The sequence below is a fragment of the Paraburkholderia sp. BGA-UO-ETr-F12 genome, from assembly GCF_059567945.1.
Window position 1 is genome coordinate 150,639 of sequence record NZ_JCAQOZ010000029.1, and the last position, 22,581, is coordinate 173,219.

17 protein-coding genes are annotated in these 22,581 nt (G+C 62.9%); 5 read left to right on the forward strand and 12 right to left on the reverse strand.

Annotated elements, in window-relative coordinates; genetic code table 11:
- The first annotated feature begins 59 nt into the window (after positions 1–59).
- Positions 60–2,744: a DNA mismatch repair protein MutS gene (mutS, locus tag AC57B6_RS13370; RefSeq protein ID WP_496421513.1), complete on the forward strand. Its 2,685-nt coding sequence runs from the start codon at positions 60–62 to the stop codon at positions 2,742–2,744.
- Positions 2,731–4,119, forward strand: a complete 1,389-nt coding sequence (locus AC57B6_RS13375; RefSeq protein ID WP_496421514.1) for a hypothetical protein — start codon at positions 2,731–2,733, stop codon at positions 4,117–4,119. Before mutS ends, AC57B6_RS13375 begins: the two co-directional genes overlap by 14 nt.
- On the opposite strand, the gene AC57B6_RS13380 is transcribed toward AC57B6_RS13375, so the two are convergent.
- Positions 4,099–4,641: an FKBP-type peptidyl-prolyl cis-trans isomerase gene (locus AC57B6_RS13380; protein ID WP_028199548.1), complete on the reverse strand. Its 543-nt coding sequence runs from the start codon at positions 4,639–4,641 to the stop codon at positions 4,099–4,101. The two genes, AC57B6_RS13375 and AC57B6_RS13380, sit on opposite strands and share 21 nt — an antisense overlap.
- Positions 4,642–4,673: 32 nt before the next feature.
- Between AC57B6_RS13380 and AC57B6_RS13385 the strand changes: the two genes are divergently transcribed.
- Both AC57B6_RS13385 and AC57B6_RS13390 read left to right on the forward strand, forming a co-directional pair.
- Positions 4,674–5,924 carry a JmjC domain-containing protein gene (locus tag AC57B6_RS13385; protein ID WP_496421515.1) on the forward strand — a complete coding sequence of 417 codons (1,251 nt, stop codon included), beginning with the start codon at positions 4,674–4,676 and terminating at the stop codon, positions 5,922–5,924.
- 231 nt (positions 5,925–6,155) lie between these two features.
- Positions 6,156–6,416: a hypothetical protein gene (locus AC57B6_RS13390; protein ID WP_081588221.1), complete on the forward strand. Its 261-nt coding sequence runs from the start codon at positions 6,156–6,158 to the stop codon at positions 6,414–6,416.
- A 147-nt stretch (positions 6,417–6,563) separates the two neighbouring features.
- Here AC57B6_RS13390 and yoaA read toward each other — a convergent pair whose 3' ends face one another.
- The 3 genes from yoaA to AC57B6_RS13405 form a co-directional block, all read right to left on the reverse strand.
- Entirely contained in the window at positions 6,564–8,834 is a 2,271-nt protein-coding gene (yoaA, locus tag AC57B6_RS13395; RefSeq protein ID WP_496421516.1) for a DNA repair helicase YoaA, read from the reverse strand.
- A 63-nt stretch (positions 8,835–8,897) separates the two neighbouring features.
- Positions 8,898–9,116: a DUF465 domain-containing protein gene (locus AC57B6_RS13400; RefSeq protein ID WP_106351375.1), complete on the reverse strand. Its 219-nt coding sequence runs from the start codon at positions 9,114–9,116 to the stop codon at positions 8,898–8,900.
- Positions 9,117–9,227: 111 nt separating this feature from the next.
- Positions 9,228–10,154: a hypothetical protein gene (locus tag AC57B6_RS13405; protein ID WP_281664818.1), complete on the reverse strand. Its 927-nt coding sequence runs from the start codon at positions 10,152–10,154 to the stop codon at positions 9,228–9,230.
- A 393-nt stretch (positions 10,155–10,547) separates the two neighbouring features.
- On the opposite strand from AC57B6_RS13405, the gene AC57B6_RS13410 reads away from it, so the two are divergent.
- Positions 10,548–12,890, forward strand: coding sequence for a Tex family protein (locus AC57B6_RS13410; RefSeq protein WP_406867294.1), 2,343 nt, complete (start codon positions 10,548–10,550; stop codon positions 12,888–12,890).
- Positions 12,891–13,046: 156 nt separating this feature from the next.
- Here the strand turns inward: AC57B6_RS13410 and AC57B6_RS13415 are convergent, their stop codons facing one another.
- The 8 genes from AC57B6_RS13415 to hflX form a co-directional block, all read right to left on the reverse strand.
- On the reverse strand, positions 13,047–14,933 hold the full coding sequence (locus AC57B6_RS13415; protein WP_028199542.1) for a potassium transporter Kup: 1,887 nt from the start codon (positions 14,931–14,933) through the stop codon (positions 13,047–13,049).
- 301 nt (positions 14,934–15,234) lie between these two features.
- Positions 15,235–15,819, reverse strand: coding sequence for a phosphoribosyltransferase (locus AC57B6_RS13420; RefSeq protein WP_028199541.1), 585 nt, complete (start codon positions 15,817–15,819; stop codon positions 15,235–15,237).
- A 3-nt stretch (positions 15,820–15,822) separates the two neighbouring features.
- Positions 15,823–17,169, reverse strand: a complete 1,347-nt coding sequence (locus tag AC57B6_RS13425; protein ID WP_028199540.1) for an adenylosuccinate synthase — start codon at positions 17,167–17,169, stop codon at positions 15,823–15,825.
- Between the two features lie 213 nt (positions 17,170–17,382).
- On the reverse strand, positions 17,383–18,534 hold the full coding sequence (locus AC57B6_RS13430) for an ATP phosphoribosyltransferase regulatory subunit (protein WP_028199539.1): 1,152 nt from the start codon (positions 18,532–18,534) through the stop codon (positions 17,383–17,385).
- Positions 18,535–18,753: 219 nt separating this feature from the next.
- Positions 18,754–18,945, reverse strand: a complete 192-nt coding sequence (locus AC57B6_RS13435; protein ID WP_028199538.1) for a DUF2065 domain-containing protein — start codon at positions 18,943–18,945, stop codon at positions 18,754–18,756.
- 44 nt (positions 18,946–18,989) lie between these two features.
- Complete coding sequence (gene hflC / locus AC57B6_RS13440) at positions 18,990–19,892, reverse strand: protease modulator HflC (RefSeq protein ID WP_028199537.1); 903 nt, start codon at positions 19,890–19,892, stop codon at positions 18,990–18,992.
- A 12-nt stretch (positions 19,893–19,904) separates the two neighbouring features.
- Positions 19,905–21,293 (reverse strand): FtsH protease activity modulator HflK, encoded by a 1,389-nt coding sequence (hflK, locus tag AC57B6_RS13445; RefSeq protein ID WP_281664815.1) that lies wholly within the window; start codon positions 21,291–21,293, stop codon positions 19,905–19,907.
- A gap of 49 nt (positions 21,294–21,342) precedes the next feature.
- A complete protein-coding gene (gene hflX, locus AC57B6_RS13450) occupies positions 21,343–22,530 on the reverse strand; it encodes a GTPase HflX (RefSeq protein ID WP_028199535.1) in 1,188 nt (395 codons plus the stop codon).
- Between the last annotated feature and the right edge of the window lie 51 nt (positions 22,531–22,581).

Consider the following 22,581-nt stretch of genomic DNA (forward strand, 5'->3'; position numbering starts at 1 on the left):
TCGCCGCGCCGGCGGGTTAAACTCACGCCCTGAACAGCTAACGCAAAAAGACACCAAGGATGGGTATTCAAACCGCAGCGGCCAATGACGTCGCACAACACACGCCCATGATGCAGCAGTATCTACGCATCAAGGCGGATCATCCGGGCACGCTGGTGTTCTACCGGATGGGCGACTTCTATGAACTCTTTTTCGAAGATGCGGAAAAAGCCGCGCGTCTGCTCGATTTAACACTTACGCAGCGTGGTGCGTCGGCAGGCAACCCGATCAAGATGGCGGGCGTGCCGCATCATGCGGTCGAACAGTATCTGGCCAAGCTGGTGAAGCTCGGCGAATCCGTCGCGATTTGCGAGCAGATCGGCGATCCGGCTACGTCGAAAGGGCCTGTCGAGCGCAAAGTCGTACGCGTAGTCACGCCGGGCACGCTGACGGACGCAGCCCTTCTGTCCGACAAGAGCGATGTCTATCTGATGGCGCTGTGCGTCGCGCATAACCGGCGCGGCGTCGCGACGAGCGTCGGGCTCGCGTGGCTGAATCTGGCGAGCGGCGCATTGCGCCTCGCCGAAGTTGCTCCCGATCAGGTGGCAGCCGCGCTCGAACGGATTCGTCCCGCGGAAATTCTGGTGGCCGATACGTCGGCCGATTCCGCGAGCTGGACGCCGCCCGTCAACGCCGGCGCCCTCACCCGCGTGCCGGTCTGGCACTTCGATATCGCCTCGGGCACGCAACGCCTGTGCGATCAACTGGAAGTGGCCGGCCTCGACGGCTTCGGCGCGCATTCGCTGACCGCCGCATGCGGAGCGGCAGGCGCGCTGCTGCTGTATGCGGCGGCCACGCAAGGCCAGCAACTGCGCCACGTGCGCAGCCTGAAGGTCGAGTACGAGTCCGAATATATCGGCCTCGACCCCGCCACGCGCCGCAATCTTGAACTCACGGAAACGCTGCGCGGCACCGAATCGCCCACGCTGTGCTCGCTGCTCGACACCTGCTGTACGACGATGGGCAGCCGTCTGCTGCGTCACTGGCTGCACCATCCGCCGCGTGAAGCCGCCGTGGCGCAAGCACGTCAGCAGGCCATCGGCGCATTGCTCGACGCGCCGCTGGCGGCAAGCGTCGACACGCTGCGCGGCGCGTTGCGGCAGATTTCCGACATCGAGCGGATTACCGGGCGTCTGGCACTGCTGTCCGCGCGGCCTCGCGATCTGTCGAGCTTGCGCGATACGTTCATCGCGTTGCCCGAACTGCGCACGCAACTCGCGGCCGTTTCGTCCAATGCAGATTCGCTGGCGCGTATCGACGCGTCGCTGGAACCGCCGCAGGCGTGCGTCGAACTCCTCAAGCGCGCGGTCGCGCAGGAGCCATCCGCCATGGTGCGCGACGGCGGCGTGATCGCGCGCGGCTACGATGCGGAACTCGATGAACTGCGAGATATTTCGGAGAACTGCGGGCAGTTCCTGATCGACCTCGAAACACGCGAACGGGCGCGTACCGGCATCGGCAATCTGCGCGTCGAGTACAACAAGGTGCACGGCTTCTATATCGAAGTCACACGCGGCCAGACCGACAAGGTGCCGGACGACTACCGCCGCCGTCAGACGCTGAAAAACGCCGAGCGTTACATCACGCCGGAACTGAAAACGTTCGAAGACAAGGCGCTCTCCGCACAGGAACGCGCGCTGGCCCGGGAACGCTCGCTGTACGACGCGTTGCTGCAAGCGCTGCTGCCTTTTATCCCGGACTGCCAGCGGGTTGCCGCAGCACTCGCCGAACTCGATCTGCTGGCTGCATTCGCTGAACGCGCCCGCGCACTCGATTGGGTCGCACCGACGTTTTCGCCGGACACCGGCATCGAAATCGAGCAGGGCCGGCATCCGGTTGTCGAGGCCCAGGTCGAGCAGTTCATCGCCAACGACTGCACGCTCAGCCCCGAGCGCAAACTGCTGCTGATCACCGGCCCGAACATGGGCGGTAAGTCGACCTTCATGCGGCAGACCGCGCTGATCGCCTTGCTGGCGTACGTCGGCAGCTATGTGCCGGCACGGCGCGCGTCATTCGGCCCGATCGATCGCATTTTCACGCGCATCGGCGCGGCGGACGATCTGGCCGGCGGCCGTTCCACCTTCATGGTGGAAATGACCGAAGCGGCGGCGATCCTGAACGACGCGACACCGCAAAGTCTCGTGCTGATGGACGAAATCGGGCGCGGCACATCGACATTCGATGGCCTTGCGCTAGCCTGGGCCATCGCGCGGCACCTGCTCTCGCACAACGGCTGTCATACGCTGTTCGCCACGCACTATTTCGAGTTGACGCAGTTGCCCGCCGAGTTTCCACACGCGGCCAATGTGCATCTGTCGGCAGTCGAGCATGGGCACGGTATCGTGTTCCTGCATGCGGTCAATGAAGGTCCGGCGAATCAGAGCTACGGTTTGCAGGTCGCGCAGCTGGCCGGCGTGCCAAACGCAGTAATCCGCGCGGCCCGAAAGCATCTCGCGCATCTCGAACAGCAGTCCGCAGCGCAACCCGCGCCGCAACTCGATCTGTTCGCGACGCCTGTGCCTATGCTCCTCGAAGACGCCGAAGACGAACGCGGCGCGAAGCCGGAAGCAGCGGTATCGCCGGCCATGCAGGCACTCGCCGAGCGCCTGCGCGCCATTGATCCGAATGATCTGCGGCCCCGCGAAGCGCTCGATCTGCTGTACGAACTGCACGAGCTGGCCACCGCGCCGGATGCAGATCATTGACGCACACAGGCCCTCGCAGCGCCCGCGCAAACTTTGCGCGGCGCTGAGCCTCGTCCTCACGCGCACGCGCAGCCTTGCGTCGCTCGCGTGTCTGGGTTCGCTACTGGCGCTCACCCCGCTCGCCCACGCCGAAACGTCGCGCTATGCGTTCGCGGTCATCGCCAGCACGATGCAAAGTCCCGCGGACGAGGCGCCCACGCAACGCCTGATCGAGGCGATCAGCCGCGAACGCAACATTTCGTTCATTGTCTACGACGGTAATCTGAGGGGTACGAAAGAAGCCTGCCGGGATGCGCTATACGAACGCCGCCATGCGCTGCTTGAAACATCGCGGCCCGCCCTCTTCTTCATTCCGGGCCAGCATGACTGGACCGACTGCGGCACGGCCGAGGCCGGCGGCTTTGACCCGGTCGAGCGGCTCGATCAGTTGCGCCAGACCCTGTTCACCGACCCCACGTCGATGGGTCAAAACCCAATCGCATTGACGCGCGAAAGCGAGGTATCGCGCTTTCGTCCCTTTCGGGAAAACGTGCGCTGGCAAGTCGGCGACACCGTCTTCGTCGGCCTCAACGTGCCGGGTCCGAATAATCACTACCTGACCGCGGGCGGCCGCAACGGCGAGTTCGAAGACCGCGTGATCGCCAATGCGTTCTGGCTCGAGCACGCCGGTGAATATGCCAAGCGCCGCGACGCCCGCGCGATTGTCGTCTTTATTCAGGGTGACCCCGATCCCGAGCGCTACGAACGGCCTGACCGTTTCGCGTGGCTGCGCTTTGCGCGCAACACGCGCCGCGACGGTTTTCTGGAATTCAAACGCAGCCTTGTCAAACTCGCGCAGATTTTTCGCGGCCCCGTGCTGCTGATTCATTGCGACGACGAACGCGCGAGCGGCGGCTTCGTGATCGATCAGCCGCTACGCAATGACAAGGGGATGCTGGTGACGAATCTCACGCGTGTCGCGATCGCGCCGCATGATCGTCTTAACCAGTGGATTCAGATTGATGCGGATCTCGGCAAGAAACCGCCGTTCCGCGTGAGTGTGCGCGATGTGCCGAGGCAAATGCCAATGCCCACCACGCCATCCCTGCCGCAACGCGACGAGCCGGCCGCTTCAATGCCGGCAGTGCCTGCGTTAGGCCCGGCTTCCGAGTTGCCGCCCATGTTGCCGACACCTGGGCAACCTCAACCGCTCCAGCAGCAACCCGACCAGCCGCAATCCAAACCGGCGGACGACGGTAGCGGCGAGTATGGACAATACGGCCCGTACGGACCCGCGATGTCCGGGCCGCCCGCTTCAGCCGTGTTGCCGCACGCACCGGTTACGCCCTCAGGCGCTCCCGGGCTGCCCGCAAGCTCAGTGCAGCGTGGGCCCTGACTTTTCGTCATCGGCTTCGTCGTCATCGTCATCGAGGACTTCGAGGCCGTCGGCGCCATGCGCGTGTTCGTGCGTGATTTCGTCTTCGGTAGCCGGACGCACGTCCTTGACGGTCAGTGCGAAACGCAGCGCCATGCCGGCAAGCGGATGGTTGCCGTCGAGCACGACTTTGTCTTCTGCCACGTCGGTCACCACGTAGACGAGCGAATCGAGATCCTCGTCGCCTTCTTCCGGCGTGCCTTCGAATTGCATGCCGACTTCAAGCGGTTCCGGGAAGCGATCGCGCGGCTCGATCTTCACGAGATCAGGGTCGTACTCACCGAACGCGTCTTGTGGCTCGAGCTGGATCTGGGTCTCGAAGCCGGCCTCGTGGCCGTCGAGCTCTTCCTCGATCTTGGGGAACGTGCCATCATAGCCGCCGTGCAGATAGACCATCGGCTCGTCGCTTTCTTCAATCAGATTGCCCTGCGCATCCGACAGCTTGTAAGCGACCGACACGACGGTGTTCTTTGCGATTTTCATTCGATTCTCCAGAATACAACTCACATTATACGATGCCCAAGCGGCCCACTGACCACCCGGCCGACGCAGCTTCGGCACGGAAATCTTCGCCGGCTTCGAAGCCGGTGCTCCCCAGCCTGCCGCCGTCGCCCGACACGCCCACGCCCCTGCTCGGCAATCTGACACCGTCGCAATTCATGCGCCGATATTGGCAGAAAAAGCCCTTGCTGATCCGCCAGGCGATTCCGAACGTGGAAGCGCCGCTGTCACGCGACGAGTTTTTCGAGCTGGCTGATCGGGACGAGGTCGAAGCCCGGCTGATCACGCACTTTCGCAACAAATGGCAAATGGAGCACGGCCCGTTCGCGCCCGATGAACTGCCGTCGCTAAAGCAGCGCGCCTGGACCTTGCTCGTGCAAGGCGTGGACCTGTACGACGATCGCGCGCGGGCCTTGCTCGACCGCTTCCGCTTCGTGCCGGACGCGCGTCTGGACGACCTGATGATTTCGTATGCGAGCGATGGCGGCGGCGTCGGCCCCCACTTCGATTCCTACGATGTGTTTCTTTTGCAAGTAAAAGGTAAGCGCCGGTGGCGCATCAGCGCGCAGAAAGATCTGACGCTAGAGGCGGGTTTGCCTTTGAAAGTTTTACAGCATTTCGAGCCGGAACAGGAATGGCTGCTCGAACCGGGCGACATGTTGTACCTGCCGCCGCACATCGCTCATGACGGTGTTGCCGAAGGCGAATGCATGACCTGCTCGATCGGTTTTCGCGCTCCGTCGGCGGGCGAGCTGACCGCGCAGTTCCTCTACCATCTGGCCGAGCGCGGCGAGTCGGCGCCGCGCCCCGCCGCGCTCTATCGCGACCCGCAGCAACCGGCGGTCGACCGCCCGGCAGAATTGCCCGCAGCATTGATCGAACGGGTTGGCGCAATCCTTGCTGGAGTCAAATGGAATGAGCAGGACATTGCGTCGTTCCTTGGCACGTACCTCAGCGAACCGAAGCCGAGCGTTGTGTTTGATCCGCCGCAAAGGCCGCTCAACGTAGCGCGTTTCATTGGTCAGGCATCGAAGTCCGGGATCCGGCTCGATCGCAAGACTAATTTGTTGTACAACCGCCGTTTTTTCTTCGTAAATGGAGAGGAAACACAGTTTGATGGTGCTAAAAAGTGGTTGTTTGACCTCGCCGACCACCGGTGTATGAGTGCGAAACGCTTTGTAACACTCTCACACGATTCGTCGGTGACAGCACTACTACACGAGTGGTATTGTGCGGGCTGGATACAAGTGGGCGAGCTTGCGTAACTCTGCCCGCGTGTTATACCGTACTGTGAAATTTTGTATGAGAAAGACAACGTATTGACCCCGGATTTATGGATTGTCAGTACGAAAGTGCATATAATTTCCGCCCAAGCCGTAGGGAAGATTCTAGCTCGTCAAAAGAGCGTCTCCACCAGCGGCCCAGGTCGGTGTTGGAGCACATTACCGGTATTATTTTGCGCTGTTGCTTACCTTTAACCATAAAAGGACGTGATCATGAAGAAATCCCTCCTCGTAGCATCCCTGTTGGCAGCTGTGGCACTGGCTGCATGCAACAAGAGCAACGATCAAGCCGCTGCCCCGGCTAGCGACGCAGCTGCTGCTTCGGCACCGGCTGCTGCAGCTTCGGATTCGGCTGCTGCTGCATCGGGTGCGGCTGCTGCTGCGAGCGACGCTGCTGCTTCGGCTTCGGCCGCTGCTTCGGACGCAGGCGCTGCTGCTTCGGCTGCTGCTCCGGCTTCGGGCGCAAGCCAGTAAGCTGTCGCATAGGGTTCGCCTTCGGGCGGAAACTGCTCCAGGAAATCACCTTGATTTCCTGGGCAGTAAAGCAAAACGCCACGGATTCACATCCGTGGCGTTTTGTCATTTAAAAGCCGCTTTTTACAACGGCATTCACTTAATCACCTATTGAGCCGGCGTTGCCTTTTCTTCAAAAAACTCGCGCACGACTTCGATCTCACGCGTGCGCTTGAATGGCGGCAGGCTCTGCCATATACGGCGCCCATACGGCTTGTCGACCAGACGCGTGTCGCAGATCATCAGCACACCGCGATCGGTCTCAGCGCGAATCAGACGGCCTGCGCCCTGCTTCAGCGTAATGACGGCCTGCGGCAGTTGATGGACCGCAAACGGGCTCAGACCTTTCTTCGTCAGCGCATCCAGGCGCGCCGACAGCACCGGGTCGTCGGGCGGCGCAAACGGCAGCTTGTCGATCACGACCAGCGAGAGCGCATCGCCGCGCACATCCACGCCTTCCCAGAAGCTCTGACTACCCACCAGGATCGCATTGCCATAGGTACGGAAGCGGTCGAGCAACTCGGTGCGGCTCGCGTCGCCCTGCACGAGCAGCGGGTAGTTCCAGCCGCGCGTTTCGATGACGTCGCGCAACTTGTTCGAAATGCGATCCACCGCGCGCAGTGTCGTGCACAGCATGAATACGCCACCGCCGGATGCCTCGATCGCCGGCAAGGCAGCGTCGAACACGGCATCCGTAAACATCGGCGAGGAAGGCTGCGGCAGGTTGCGCGGCACGTACAGAAGCCCTTGCGTCGGATAGTCGAAGGGGCTTGGCAGTGTCATCGAACGTTTTGCGTTCAGGCCCATCTGCGCCGCATAGTGCGTGAAATCGCCCCGCACCGACAATGTCGCCGACGTGAAGATCCACGCGCGCGGCACACCGGCACGCTGCTTGGCGAAGATCGGCGCGACCGACAACGGCGTTTCGTGCAACTGCACCGTATGCGCGAAAACTTCGATCCAGCGCACCTTTTCATTCGGATCGGCAGGCTCGGCCCTGGCATCGCCCGCAGCGGCGTCAGCGGCTGCCCGTTCGGTCTCGGTGGGTGGCGTCGTCCAACCCGCCAGAACGCCTTGCAACTCGCGCGCGCGACGCAAACAGGCGCCGATCGATTCGGCGCGCTCGGCCTGGCTCGACAACGCGGAAGTCAATGCGTCGAGCTCGGTCTCAAGCGTTTCGAGCGCGGGAAATAACGGGTGATCGTCGGGTAGCTGACCGATCGACAAGCGTATCGAGTCTTCCTTGAACGCGAGCCGCACGTCACGCGCCGCGCGTTCGAGCGTCGAGCCAAGTTTGACCCAGTCGACCGACTCGCGCGCATGGCCCAGCCCCTCCGCTACGGAATCGCGCGCGAGCTCGAGAAACTGCGTGGTCGAAAGCGTTTCGCCGAAAAACAGCGTCGCGGTTTCCGGCAGTTGATGCGCTTCGTCGAAGATAACGGTGTTCGCCGTTGGCAGCAATTCGGCCATGCCGGTATCGCGCAACATGATGTCGGCGAAAAACAGATGGTGATTGACCACCACGATGTCGGCCTGTTGCGCCTCGCGGCGCGCCTGCATCACAAAGCACTCCTTGTAGTGCGGGCACTCCTGGCCGAGACAGTTTTCACGCGTGGACGTGACCATCGACCACACCGCCGCCGTTTCCGGCACGCTCGCGAGTTCGGCCTTGTCGCCGGTGCGCGTGATCTTGGCGAAACGAATGATGTCCTGCAGATACGAGGTTTCCTGGCGCGACGGCAAACGGCCGTTATCCGCCGTGCGCTGCAGGTAGTAATGGCACAGATAGTTCGCCCGCCCCTTGAGCATCGCCACCGAGACCGGCACGGCGAGTGCATCGCGCACAGTCGGAATGTCGCGCTGAAAGAGCTGATCCTGCAAATGCTTGGTGCCGGTGGAGACGATCACCTTGCCGCCCCACAACATGGCCGGCACGAGGTACGCATAGGTCTTGCCCGTGCCCGTACCTGCCTCCACGATCAGCGTGTTTTCGCTGCCGTCGAGTGCGTTCGATTCATCAGGTTCGGAGGCTTGCGCCGCCGCATCGGTGCCCGGCGCTTGCAGACGCCGCGCCGGACGCTTTTGCGCTTCGAACATCGCCGGTTCGGGCATGGCACGGCCCGACGCTTCCATGGCGGCCGCGACGGCGCGCGACATCTCGATCTGCGACGCTCGCGAGCGATAGCCGTCGATCTGACGGGCGAGCAAGCCGTTGTCGGCGAAGATATCGTCCAGTTCGGCGGCGCGGCGTGGATTCAACGACGCGGAGAGCGCGGACGCGGGAGGACGCAGCGCCGGCGTGCCGGCCGCGGAGGTACCGCCTGCGGGAGCATCGTCGGCAGCCGTGGGGTGGGGTGAAGTTTCAAGCGGTGAATTCAAGGCAAGCGTTTCCTGCAAAGTCCGGCGCGCGCGGCGCGACCCGGCGCCCGCCAGGCCGCGAACTCAGGCGCGTGCGTCCGGTTCGAGCTGCAATTGCAGCAAGATGATGGTGTCCTTGACTTTGAGTTTGCGCTTTTTCAGGCGCTGCAACTCGAAGTCGTCGATGCCGGGCTCATCCGACATTCGGTCGATCAAGCGATCGAGCCCACTATGCTCCGATTCCAGTTGCAGAATACGGTCGCGAAGTGTCTCCGCGGTGATGACGTGATGTTGATCGCGCATGCTCGCCTCCTCTCGTAAGCGGCACGGGCTGCGTGGCGCCGCCCGATGCCTGAGGTTGCTGTCCGGCTTAAAACGCGTACGACTACCCTACCAGAACCCGCTACAGCCCATCTACTGTTGTTGCTGTTGCTGCTTCTGCTGTTCTTCAAGTTGCTGCTGCTGTTTCAACTGGTCCTGACGCTTCTGCTCGGCTTTCTCGGCCGCCTGCTTCTGGCGCGCTTCCACGTCGGCCTTGTGCTGCGCCGCATCGGCCTGCTTCTTCTCGAAGCTTTGTTGCTTCTCGACCCGCTCCTGCGCCTTTTGCGCGCCCTGCTGACGCGCCTGCTCGAGCTTACGCTGGAAATCGTCCTGCTTCTGATCGTACGCCTGGGTGTTGGCAGCGGCTTGCGACGGACTGATGCCGCGCTGCGCCTGATCCAGCGCATGCTGTTGCTGTTTCTGCTGATACGCTTGAGCATTGGCGGCGCGTTGCGGCGCCTCGGCCGCGCGCTGCGCCTGATCGATCTGATGCTGGCGCTGCTTGTCTTCGTAGGCCTGTGCGTTGCGCGCTTCGTCGGCGGCGCGCTGCGGCGCGCCAGCTTCGTCCTGTGCGCGTTTGAGCGCTGCCTGCTCGTCACGCTCACGGGCGCGCTGGACACGCTGCTCGCCGTCGAGCGCGAGCTGCTCCTTGCGAATGTCGGCCTGCACCGAGCGCATACTGTCGCGCGCCTTGCCCAGACAATAGTTCACGAAGAACTTGCTGTAGCAGTCGTGTTCGGCAACCGCGTAACGGTAGTTGTTTTCCTCGGTGCGCTGATCCAGCACTTTCTGCCGCGCGTCGAATTCGCTGTCAAGCGATGCCGCGCTATCAGCGTTGCCGGCACTATCCGCGTTGTCCGCACTGCTCGCGCCCGCGCCGTTCGTGGCGCCCTTTGCCTGCGTCGCGCTGGTTGCCCGCGCGCCCGAAGCGGCTGCCGGGGTCGCCGATTGTGCCGCGGCCGGCGCGGACACGGCTAGCGTTGCGGCGAGGAGGCACGAGGCGCACGAAGCAAAAAACATCCCATTGGACGGGAGCGTTGCTCCAGGCACGAACCGCGACGTCCACCCAGTCGACAGGAGCGACATCAACAACATAAGCGGCGAGCGCGCCAAACGCGGCGACGAAGAAAACGGCAATTGTGACAAGCGAGAGACCAAGCGGGAGCCCAGGCGGTTGAGGGACAAGGAGGTAGGCAACGTCGTAAATGGTCAACGGAACATGCCCGAAATTCTATCACCCTGCGGTTGAGCCCTTTGGCATTTATGGCAAAATGCCCCGCTCCAGCAACCTGGTCGCAGCGCGCACGCCCAGCATGCACCGGCGTGCCCGACGTGGGCCCGGCGTGTCACGCGTGCGACGCGTGTGGCATTAGCGCGCGACCTTTGATTGAGTAGCAGGAACACCAAGACCTTATGACGGAAACCGTAGCACTCAAGATCGTACAGCGCATCGCCGCCGAACTGTCCGTCCAGCCGCGCCAGGTCGCGGCCGCGGTGCAACTTCTCGACGAAGGAGCGACTGTTCCGTTCATCGCCCGCTACCGGAAGGAAGTGACCGACAATCTCGACGACACGCAACTGCGTAACCTCGAGGAACGCCTGCTGTATCTGCGCGAACTGGAAGACCGGCGCGCCACGATCGTCGCCAGCATCGACGAACAGGGCAAGCTCACCGACGAGCTGCGCGCCGCGATCGAAGGCGCCGACAGCAAGCAGGTGCTGGAAGACCTGTATCTCCCGTATAAGCCGAAGCGCCGTACGCGCGCGCAGATCGCCCGCGAAGCCGGCCTGCAGCCGCTGGCCGACGCCTTGCTGGCCAACCCGCTGCTCGACCCGCAAACCGAAGCCGCCGCCTACGTGGACGCTGAAAAAGGCGTGGCCGACGTCAAGGCCGCGCTCGACGGCGCGCGCGACATTCTCTCCGAGCAGTTCGGCGAAACCGCCGAACTGCTCGGCAAGCTGCGCGACTACCTGTTCAACCAGGGCGTGGTGTCGTCGAAAGTGGTCGAAGGCAAGGAACACGCGGAAGAAGAAAAATTCCGCGACTACTACGACTATGCGGAAACCATCAGGACCGTGCCGTCGCATCGCGCGCTGGCCCTGTTCCGCGGCCGCAATGCCGGCGTGCTGATGGTCAAGCTCGGGCTCGGCGAGGAGCTCGACGCGCAGGTTCCGCATCCGGGCGAAGCGTTGATCGCCCGCCACTTCGGCATCGCCAATCAGAACCGCCCGGCCGACAAGTGGCTCGCCGACGTGTGCCGCTGGTGCTGGCGCGTGAAGGTGCAGCCGCACATCGAAAACGAGCTGCTGACCAATCTGCGCGACGAAGCCGAACACGAAGCAATTCGCGTGTTTGCGCGCAATCTGAAGGATCTGTTGCTCGCCGCGCCCGCCGGGCCCAAGGCCGTCATCGGCCTCGATCCGGGCATGCGCACCGGCGTGAAAGTCGCGGTAGTCGATCGGACCGGCAAGGTGCTTGCCACCGACGTGATCTATCCGCACGAGCCGCGCCGCGACTGGGACGGCTCGATCGCGAAACTGGCGCGCCTCTGCGCGCAGACTCAGGCTGAGTTGATCAGTATCGGCAACGGCACGGCATCGCGCGAAACGGACAAGCTCGCGAGCGAACTGATCGCGCGTCATCCGGAGTTCAAGCTGCAGAAGATCGTTGTGTCGGAAGCCGGCGCGTCGGTGTACTCGGCCTCCGAACTCGCGGCGAAGGAATTCCCGGACATGGACGTGTCGCTGCGTGGCGCCGTGTCGATTGCGCGCCGTCTGCAGGACCCGCTCGCGGAACTGGTGAAGATCGAGCCGAAGGCAATCGGCGTCGGCCAGTATCAGCACGACGTGAATCAACGCGAACTGGCCCGCTCGCTCGATGCGGTGGTCGAGGATTGCGTGAACGCGGTCGGTGTGGACGCCAACACGGCATCGGTCGCCTTGCTCGCGCGCGTGTCGGGTCTGAACGCCACGCTGGCTCGCAACATCGTCGACTATCGCGATGCGAACGGTCCGTTCCCGTCGCGCGAACATCTGCGCAAGGTGCCGCGCCTCGGCGACAAGACCTTCGAGCAGGCCGCCGGATTCCTGCGCATCAACAATGGCGAAAATCCGCTCGATCGCTCGTCGGTTCACCCGGAAGCCTATCCGGTCGTGGAACGCATCCTCGCGAAGATCAGCAAGCATGTCGGCGACGTGCTCGGCAATCGCGACGCGCTGCGTGGCCTGTCGCCAGCGGAATTCGTCGACGAACGTTTCGGTCTGCCGACCGTGCGCGACATTCTGTTGGAACTCGAGAAGCCGGGCCGCGACCCGCGCCCCGAGTTCAAGACCGCGACCTTCCGTGAAGGCGTCGAGAAGGTCAGCGACCTGACGCCGGGCATGGTGCTGGAAGGTGTCGTGACGAACGTGGCGGCCTTCGGCGCGTTCATCGACATCGGCGTGCATCAGGACGGCCTGGTGCACGTGTCGGCGATGTCGACGAAGTTCATCAAGGACCCGCACGAAGTGGTCAAGGCCGGCCAGATCGTCAAGGTAAAGGTGCTGGAAGTCGACGTGAAGCGCCAGCGTATCGCGCTGACCATGCGTCTGGACGACGAGTTCGGCGCGGCAGCCGCGCCGCGCAGCGGGGGCGGCGCCCAGCAGGATCGTGGCCGCTCCGGCGGCGGTGGGCGCGGTGCGCAACAACAGCGCTCGCGTGAACCGGAAGCAGGCGGTGCAATGGCGGCCGCGTTCGCCAAGCTCAAGCAGAAGTAAGCAGGTTCGTCAGTGCGTGACGGAATCGCGCGCTGACGCTCACAAGCGCCGGCTAAGCGGTAATAAAAAAGCCCACGCAATTTGCGTGGGCTTTTTTTATCGCGTGCCGGTTGCTACACCCCGGCTTGCGAGGTGCAGGTGAACCTGGGCCCGCGTTCAGATCTCGATCTTCGTTCCCAACTCCACCACCCGATTGGCCGGAATACTGAAGAAATCGGTCGGTTTGGCGGCATTCTGATGCATCCAGGCGAACACACGTTCGCGCCACACCGACATGCCCGGCAACTGCGTCGGCACGACCGTTTCGCGAGCGAGGAAGAACGACGTGTCCATCAACTCGAACGTCATGTCGTGCGTGCGGCCGACTTCGAGCAACACAGCCTTCACGTCAGGCGTTTCGTTGAAACCGTACGCCGCCTTGACGAGGAACAAGCCGCCGTCGAGATCCTTCACCGTCACGCGTTCCGCGTCATTCACATACGGGATATCGAGCGTCACAAAGGTCAGGAAAATCGTGCGCTCATGCAGCACCTTGTTGTGCTTCAGGTTGTGCAGCAAGCTCACCGGCACAAGCGAATCGCTGCCAGTCAGATAGATCGCCGTACCCGACACGCGGTGCGGCGGATGCGCGAGCAGGCCTTGCAGGAACGGCATCAGCGGAATACCGTCGGCCGCCGTACGTTCCTTGACGATCATCCGGCCCTTGAACCAGGTCATCAGCAGGAAGAACAGAAGCGCGCCGATGCCAAGCGGCAGCCAGCCACCCTCCGCCACCTTGAGCAGGTTGGCGCCGAAAAAGCCCAGGTCGACCGCCATGAATACGCCAATGATCAACGCCACGAGGAACTTGTTCCATTTCCACACGTTCACCATCACGACGCAGGCGAGGATCGTGGTGATCACCATGGTGGCCGTCACTGCGATACCGTAAGCGGCGGCGAGGTTATCCGAGCTCTTGAACGCAATCACGATGCACAGAATGATGAACAGCAACATCCAGTTCACCACCGGCACGTAGATCTGGCCGATCGCCAGTTCCGACGTGTGGAGGATCTTCATGCGCGGCACGTAGCCGAGCTGGATCGCCTGACTCGTCAAAGAGTAGGCGCCGGAAATCACCGCCTGCGACGCGATCACGGTCGCCACCGTCGACAGCACCACGAGCGGCAGCAGCGCCCAATCCGGCGCGAGCAGGAAGAACGGGTTTTCGATCGCCTTCGGGTCGTGCATCAGCAACGCGCCCTGCCCGAAATAGTTCAGCACCAGCGAAGGCATCACGAGGAAATACCAGGCCATGCGAATTGGCTTGGCGCCAAAATGGCCCATGTCGGCGTACAGCGCTTCGGCGCCGGTCAGCACCAGCACGACCGAGCCGAGCACCACATAAGCCTGCAACACGTGCGCGGCCATGAAGGTATAGGCGTAGTACGGGTTCAGCGCGCGGATCACGTTCGGCGACTGCAGGATATGCCACAGGCCCAGCGCGGCGAGCACCAGGAACCACAGCACCATGATCGGACCGAACAGGCGGCCGACCGTGGCCGTTCCGTGCCGCTGAATCCAGAACAGCAGCACGAGGATGATCATCGTGAGCGGCAGCACCAGATGGGACAGATTGGGCGCAGCGATCTCCAGGCCTTCGACCGCCGAGATCACCGAAATGGCCGGCGTAATCACCGCGTCGCCATAGAACATGCAGGCGCCGAAGATACCCAGCATCATCAGCAAGCCGGCCATCTTCGATTTTTGATCGATGGAGCGCAGCGCCAGCGCCATCAGCGCGAGAACACCGCCCTCGCCGTTGTTATCGGCGCGCATCACGAACAACACATACTTGACGCCGACCACGATCATGATCGCCCAGAACAGCAGCGAGATCACGCCCAGGATCGACTGATCGGTCAGAGGAATGCCATGTGAAGGGCTGAACGCCTCTTTCAGCGAGTACAACGGGCTCGTGCCGATATCGCCGAACACCACCCCAATCGCGGCAATCGCGAGGGAAGGCAGGGGCTGTTTGTGCACGTGATTGTTATCTGTCATAAACGCGAGAAAATCCGTTCCCTGAGCGGAAAAAACGACCGCTATTTTAAACTGCCCGTCTGACGCCACCCGGCTTGTTGTGGATACACCACGCGGATGGTCCGCGAAGTGTAGCACTGCGATTTGGGCACGTCTGCTACGTCAGACGTTTCACGCGGGCAGGCGCGCGCGTTCCGCGAAGCGCCAGCGCAAAACCTATGCGACGGACACGCAGCGCACAAAAAAAACGGAGCCCGATCGGGCTCCGTTTTGCAGGTACTGCACGGGATACGACGCAACAGGTATGGCGTCGTAACTCGCATCACGTGCCTGACGACTCCTGCTGCATACCGCGCTTGATCCACGCGCCGAGATTGTGCGGACGAACCGTGTCCCATTCCTCGAACGGCTGGTGAATCCACGGATTGGTAGGCAGATACTGCACGTGGTAGTCGGGCTTCACTTTCGAACAACCCTTGTACCAGAGCACCGCCGAACGTACCGCGGTGATCGCCGGATAGCGTTCCTTCAGATGTTGCTGCACACGTGCCAGCGTCACACCGGAATCGACCAGATCGTCGACCAGCAGCACGTTGCCGTGCAACTCGCCGCGCGTCATCGTGATGTATTGCGCGATGTCGAGTTCGCCCTGCTCCGTGCCGGCCGCTTCGCGATACGAACTGGTGGCGAGAATCGCCAACGGCAGATCGTAAATACGCGAAAGCTGATCGCCGACGCGCAAGCCGCCGCGCGCGAGGCACAGGATCTTGTCGAACTTCCAGCCCGACTCGTGCACCTGCAACGCCAGCAGTTCGATCAGCCGGTGATACTCGTCCCAGCCAACCCACAGGTTCTTGTCGTCGTTGCGCGGATCTTTCATCGCAATCATGGGTACACCTTGAACCATGGCTTAAACCTTGAACGGATGACGGAGCAGAATCGTTTCGTCGCGATCCGGACCGGTCGACACCATGTCGATCGGAATACCCGCGACTTCCTGCACACGGGTCAGATACGCACGCGCGCTGGCCGGCAGCTTGTCCCACTGCGTGATGCCGACGGTGCTTTCCTTCCAACCCGGGAAAGTTTCGTACACCGGCACGCAACGCGCGACTTCGGATGCGCCACGCGGCAGCAGATCGACCGGCTTGCCGTCGACCGTGTAGCCGACGCACAGCTTCACTTCGTCGAGGCCGTCGAGCACGTCGAGCTTGGTCATGCAAAGACCCGACACACCGTTGATCTGGATCGAACGGCGCAGCGCGGCGGCGTCGAGCCAGCCCGTGCGGCGCGGACGGCCGGTGACCGAACCGAATTCCTTGCCGACGGTGGCCAGTTCGAGGCCGATCGCTTCCTGACGGGCGGCGTTATCCGCGTCGTACAGTTCGCTCGGGAACGGGCCCGAACCAACACGCGTGCAATACGCCTTGGTAATGCCGAGAATGTAGTTCAGCTTTTGCGGACCGACGCCCGCACCCGCGGTGGCCGCACCGGCCACGCAGTTGCTCGACGTGACGAACGGATAGGTGCCGTGGTCGATATCGAGCAGCGTGCCTTGCGCGCCTTCGAACAGCAGATTGTTGCCGGCGGCGTTTTCGTCGTACAGACGACGCGACACGTCGGTCACCATCGGCTTCAGACGGTCGGCGTAGCTCAGCATCGTGTCGAGCGTTTGCTGGAAGTCGACAGCTGCGACGCCCAGGTACTTGGTCAGCACGAAGTTGTGGTAATCGAGATTTTCACGCAGACGTTCGGCGAAGCTTTCCGGCTCGAACAGGTCTTGCACGCGCAAACCGCGGCGCGCCACCTTGTCTTCGTAGGCCGGGCCGATGCCGCGGCCGGTGGTGCCGATCTTGCCCGCGCCACGGCGCGCTTCGCGGCCCTGGTCGATGGCAATGTGGTACGGCAGGATCAGGGTGGTGGCTTCGGAAATGAAAAGGCGATTCTGAACATCGACCCCGGCGGCTTCGAGCTCGCCAATTTCCTTGAACAGCGCTTCCGGCGACAACACGACGCCATTGCCGATGTAGCACGCGACGCCGGGATGCATGATGCCCGACGGAATCAGACGCAAGATGGTTTTCTTGCCGCCGATGATAAGCGTGTGACCGGCATTGTGACCGCCCTGGAAGCGAACGACGCCTTGGGCGTGGTCCGTCAGCCAGTCGACGATCTTGCCCTTGCCTTCATCACCCCATTGGGTTCCCACGACGACGACGTTACGCCCGGGGTTCACATTCACTGCGCTGGCAGACATGTTGTTTCGTAAGCTGGTTAAAAACGTATTCTACCTATGTTCGCGGAACCTTCCGAATTTTTCCGTTTCCGCTCAATGGTATGCACGTTATGGTGGGTATATCGAAAATAGCGCGGCGAGGGGCCGCGCCGGGTCCGGCGACGCTTTGGACGCCTTCAGAAATGCCCTTGGGTCGCCCCGCGAACGGTTTGACTATCCGGACTCAGTTTGGACTCAGGGCCGCGGTTCGACCACCCACGCGCCGTTGCGCTCGACCAACACGCGGTCGCACGCGAACTCGTCCAGATCGTGCTCGTGGCCAGGCAGTGCCTGGATCACGACTTCACCCGCATCGCGCAACGCCGCGACGCTCACGCGCAGCGCGTCGTCGTGTTGCCACGGCGCGAGAATCGCACTGCTACGGGCCTCGACAGGCGAAATACGGGCGACTTCGCGCAGATCGAGCGAGAAACCGGTTGCCGCGCGAGCGCGACCGTAGGCCTGGCCAACGTGGTCGTAACGGCCGCCGCGCGCAACCGCATTCGGCACACCATCGACATACGCGGAGAACATCACGCCGCTGTGGTAGGCGTAGCCGCGCAAATCGGCCAGGTCGATCATGACTTCGGCGCCTTCCACCTGGCTCGCGAGGAACGCGAGGTCGTCGAGCGCGCGGGCAATCGCGGGTGCGTTCGGCAAGCGCGCGCGGGCTTCGTCGAGTACCGAGGCGTCGCCGTAGAGCGTGGGAAGCGAGCGCAACGCGTCGCGCGTGACCGGCGTGAGATTCGCGGTCAGTTCGACGAGGCGCGGCACGTCCTTGCCCGCCAACGCGTCGTAGAGCGATTGACCCAACTCGGCCGCCGCCGGCTCCGCTTCGATCAGCGCGGCGAGCACGCCCGCGTGACACAAATCGAGCCGCACTTTCGCGAGGCCGGCCAGACGCAGTGCGTCGAGCATCAACTGCTGGATTTCCAGATCCGCCTCGAGGCCGGCGTGACCGTAGATTTCCGCGCCGATCTGAATCTGCTCACGCGTGGCGTGCAGGCCGCGCGGACGCGTATGCGCCACATTGCCGGCATAGCAGAGGCGCGTCACGCCCTGACGATTCAGCAAGTGCGCGTCGATACGCGCGACCTGCGGCGTAATGTCCGCGCGCAGACCGAGCGTGCGCCCGGACATCTGATCGACGAGCTTGAACGTGCGCAGATTCAGATCGTGGCCGCCGCCGGTGAGCAGCGACTCGATGTATTCGAGCAGCGGCGGCATCACCATCTCGTAGCCGTACGAGCGGAAACGGTCCAGCAAACGGCGCCGCAATTCTTCGATCTTGCGGGCTTCCGACGGCAGCACGTCGGCGATATTCTCGGGAAGTAACCAGGTCGACATCGATACAGTCCTACGACGTTGAACACGGCGACTGGGGCGCCGGTAAGTAAGTGTGAATGGCGGGCGACGGCTCTATTTTGGGGGCTGTAGCGGGCGTGGGGCCGCCCCTCCTTCGCAGCCCCTCGGCCAGCCACAGCGCTCGCTATTGCCGCGCCGCTGCCCGCAGCGCATTTCGCCAGTGCAACGGTACGCTGCGAAGCGCGTCGCGCAAACGCCCCGTCAGGTCACGATGAACAGCAGGATCAGTCCGAGCACCATCACGATCAGCCCGCCGATGCGAATCTGTTGGGGGGGCCGTTCCGCAATTTTACGGAACGTATCGCGCCAGGCGCTCGGAAAAACGAAGGGAAACATCCCTTCGATAATCAGCATCAATGCGATCGCGAGCAGTAACGAGCCGGCTATGTCCATGCGAATCAAGGGGCCGCGATGCGGATGCCGCGGCGTTCCGGTTATCAGTGTTTGCGCGGTGCCGCGGAAGCGTCCGGGGCTGCGCCGCCGGTCGGGCTACGCATGAAGCGGAAGAACTCGCTGCTCGGGTCGACCACGATCACGTCGCCCGGCTTGAAGGTGTTCCTGTATGCCTGCATGCTTTGATAAAACTGGTAGAACTGCGGGTCGCTACCGTACGCCGCGGCCGCGATTTCCGCTGCCTTGGCATCGCCCTCGCCCTTGATGGTCTGGGCCTGACGATAGCCGTCCGCGAGAATCGCCTGTTGCTGGCCGAGCGCGTCCGCCTTGATCTGGTCAGCCTCGGCCGTACCCTTCGCACGTTCGTCGGCCGCCACCTGCTCGCGTGCGGCGATCATCCGCTTATAGACTGAGTCGGCCATCGCCGCCGGGAAATCGACTCGCGTGAGCTGCACGTCGAGCACCGAAACGCCCAGCGATGCCGCGGCTTTGTCCATCGCGCCGCGGGCTTCGTCGGCAACGGCTTGCTGCTTCGCCAGCGCATCGGTCAGCGTGACCTTGCTGAACGCGTCGCCGAGCGCGCCGCGCGACAGCAGCGCCAGGCGGTCCGACAGGCTTTGCACATCGCCCTTGGTTTCGGCGAGCAGCTTCAGCGGATCGGTCACGCGGTATTTGATGACCGGGTTAGCCAGCAGATCGGTTTTGTCCGACGTGACGAAGCGGTCTTCATCCGGCGCGTCGAGCGACTGGATGCGGTTGTCGACCAGCGTGAGCGTTTGCAACGGCGGCGGCAGCTTTACATGGAGGCCCGGCCCCAGCAATACGGGCGCGGTGTCGCCATGTGAGGACAGCACGGCCATATGCCGCTGGTCGACCACGAATACCATCGACGATGCGGCAAACAGCACGATGACTAAGGCGACGACGAGCGCAATGATCTTGTTCATGATGTGCGCTCCTTATTGAACGTCGTCTTCACGCATACGGCTGCGGAAGGAGTCGCGTGAACGGAGTGCGTCGCTGCTGGCGGCGGCCTGGCTGGCAGGCGTCGCGACCGCGGCGGATGTGGAAGCAGCAGCGGAAGGCGCGGCGGCAGATGGTGCCGCGCTGCTCGTGCCTTGCGGGACGGCACCCGGCGCACCCGCCGATGCCGCTGCACCCGAAGCGGCCGCCGCATCGGCGACGCGCTGGCGTGTCTGCTCGACCAGTTTGTCAAGCGGCAGATACAGCACGTTGTTGCCGCTCTTGCTGTCTACAAACACCTTGGTCGTATTCGAGTAGATCTGCTGCATGGTTTCCAGATACATACGCTCGCGAATCACAGCGGGCGCTTTCGAGTACTGCGCGTAGACCTGCTTGAAGCGTTCGGCGTCGCCTTGCGCCTGCGCCACGGTCTTATCGCTATACGTTTTCGCTTCGTCGATCTGACGCGCGACGTCGGCTTGCGCGCGCGGCAGCAACTGGGCCGCATAGGCCTGCGCTTCGTTTTTGGCGCGCTCGTTGTCTTGACGCACCTTGGCGGCATCGTCGAAAGCGGCTTGCACCTGGTCTGGCACCTGCACGCCCTGGATCGTGACGCCGGTCACGGCGAGGCCGGACTGGTATTCATCCAGGGATTGCTGAATCGACGCCATCAACTGCTGGCGAATTGCTTCGCGATCCTGATAGAGGATGTCGTTGGTGCTACGCGCGCCGACGATGCTGCGCACCGCGGCTTGCGCGGCCTGCATGACGCTCTGATCGGGATCGACGCTGCGGAAAAGATAGTCGGTCGGCTTGCTCACCTGATACTGCACGGCAAAGCGCACGTCGACGATATCGGCGTCGTGCGTGAGCATCGACGCGTCCTTCACGTTAGCGAGACGCACCACATTGTTACGGCCGACCTCCACCTGGCGGATCTGGCCGATATTGACGAGTTCATGCGCTTCGAACGGATACGGCAGACGCCAGTGAACGCCCTGCCCGGCCGTGTAGCGATACTTGCCGAACTGCATCACGACGCCGGCCTGGCCATCCTGCACGACGAACACGCCGCTGCCGAGATAGATCGCGATCAGCACGCCGATCACGATGCCTACGCCAATGCGCGCACCGCGACCGTTGTCCGGGCGGCCACCGCCCGCACCGCCGCCCTTGCGACCGAACACCCGGCTCAGACGGCGGTTGAAATCGCGCCACATCTCGTCGAGATCGGGGGGACCTTCACCGTCCTTGGTCGACGGACGCTTGGGTTCGTTGGGCCGTTGGCGATCGCCATTGCCGTCGCCCCGGCCCCAGCGCGGATCGTTCAGTGAAAGCATGGCGCGCATGCGCAGCCAGATACTCCGCTCGTTGTAATCGTTCACCTGTGTTCGTTCACCAGAGTAGACAGCGGGTCAGTGCAATTGGAGCGGGTCAGTGCCCGAGTTCTGAGACCTTGCGGTCCTCGCGTGGTGCTGCCGACCGGTCTTCTTCCGACAGATCGACCAGCGTATCGGAGAGAGGTTCGGCAGTAGCGATTTCAGCGATGGCAGCGCGCAATGTATCCAGCCCTTGCCCCGTGCGCGCGCTCAAAAAGACGCGCGAAATATTACCATACTCATCCCGCTCGACCGCGTCCCCACGAGCCGCCAACTCCGGCACGGCGTCGATCTTGTTGAACACCAGCACCTGACGGATCGTGTCCGCACCGATTGCGTGCAACACCTCGTTCACCTGGTCGATCTGGTCGAGCCGCACGGCGCTCGACGCGTCGACCACATGCAGCAGCAGGTCGGCGTGGATGGTTTCTTCGAGGGTGGCGCGGAAAGCCGCCACCAGCTGGTGAGGCAATTCGCGGATGAAACCGACCGTGTCGGACACCACCACCTGGCCGGCTTCGTCGCCCAGATAGACGCGGCGCGACGTGGTATCCAGCGTGGCGAACAGCTGGTCGGCCGCGTACGCCTGGGCCTTCGTCAGCGCATTGAAAAGTGTGGATTTGCCCGCGTTCGTATAGCCGACGAGCGACACCGACATGGTCTGGTTACGACTGCGCGCGCGGCGCTGCGTGCCATGCTGACGGCGCAGCTTCTCGAGCCGGGTCTTGAGCGCCTTGATGCGCTCGCCGATCAAACGGCGGTCGGTCTCGAGCTGCGTTTCGCCTGGGCCGCGCAAACCGATACCGCCTTTCTGGCGTTCGAGGTGGGTCCATGCGCGGATTAGCCGCGTCGATAAGTACTGCAATTGAGCGAGCTCTACCTGCAGCTTGCCTTCGTGGCTGCGGGCGCGTTGCGCAAAAATATCGAGGATGAGGCTGGTGCGATCGATCACGCGGCGGTTAAGCGCCTGCTCCAGATTGCGCTGCTGCGCGGGAGCCAGTGCGTGATTGAAAATGACGAGTTCGATGTCGTTCGCCTCACACGCAAGACGCAGTTCTTCGGCCTTGCCGCTGCCGACGAACATCTTGGCGTCGGGACTGGACCGGCGCCCAGTGAGGGTGACTATGGGATTCGCGCCCGCGCTTTGCGCGAGCAGGCTGAGTTCTTCGAGACTGGCTTCGAAATCGATCTTACCGAAGTCGATGCCGACAAGCGCTGCATTGATCAAATTGGACGGTATCAAAATGAGGCGGCCGGGAGTAATCGCCAACGGGCGACGCTACGCCGGCCGCGA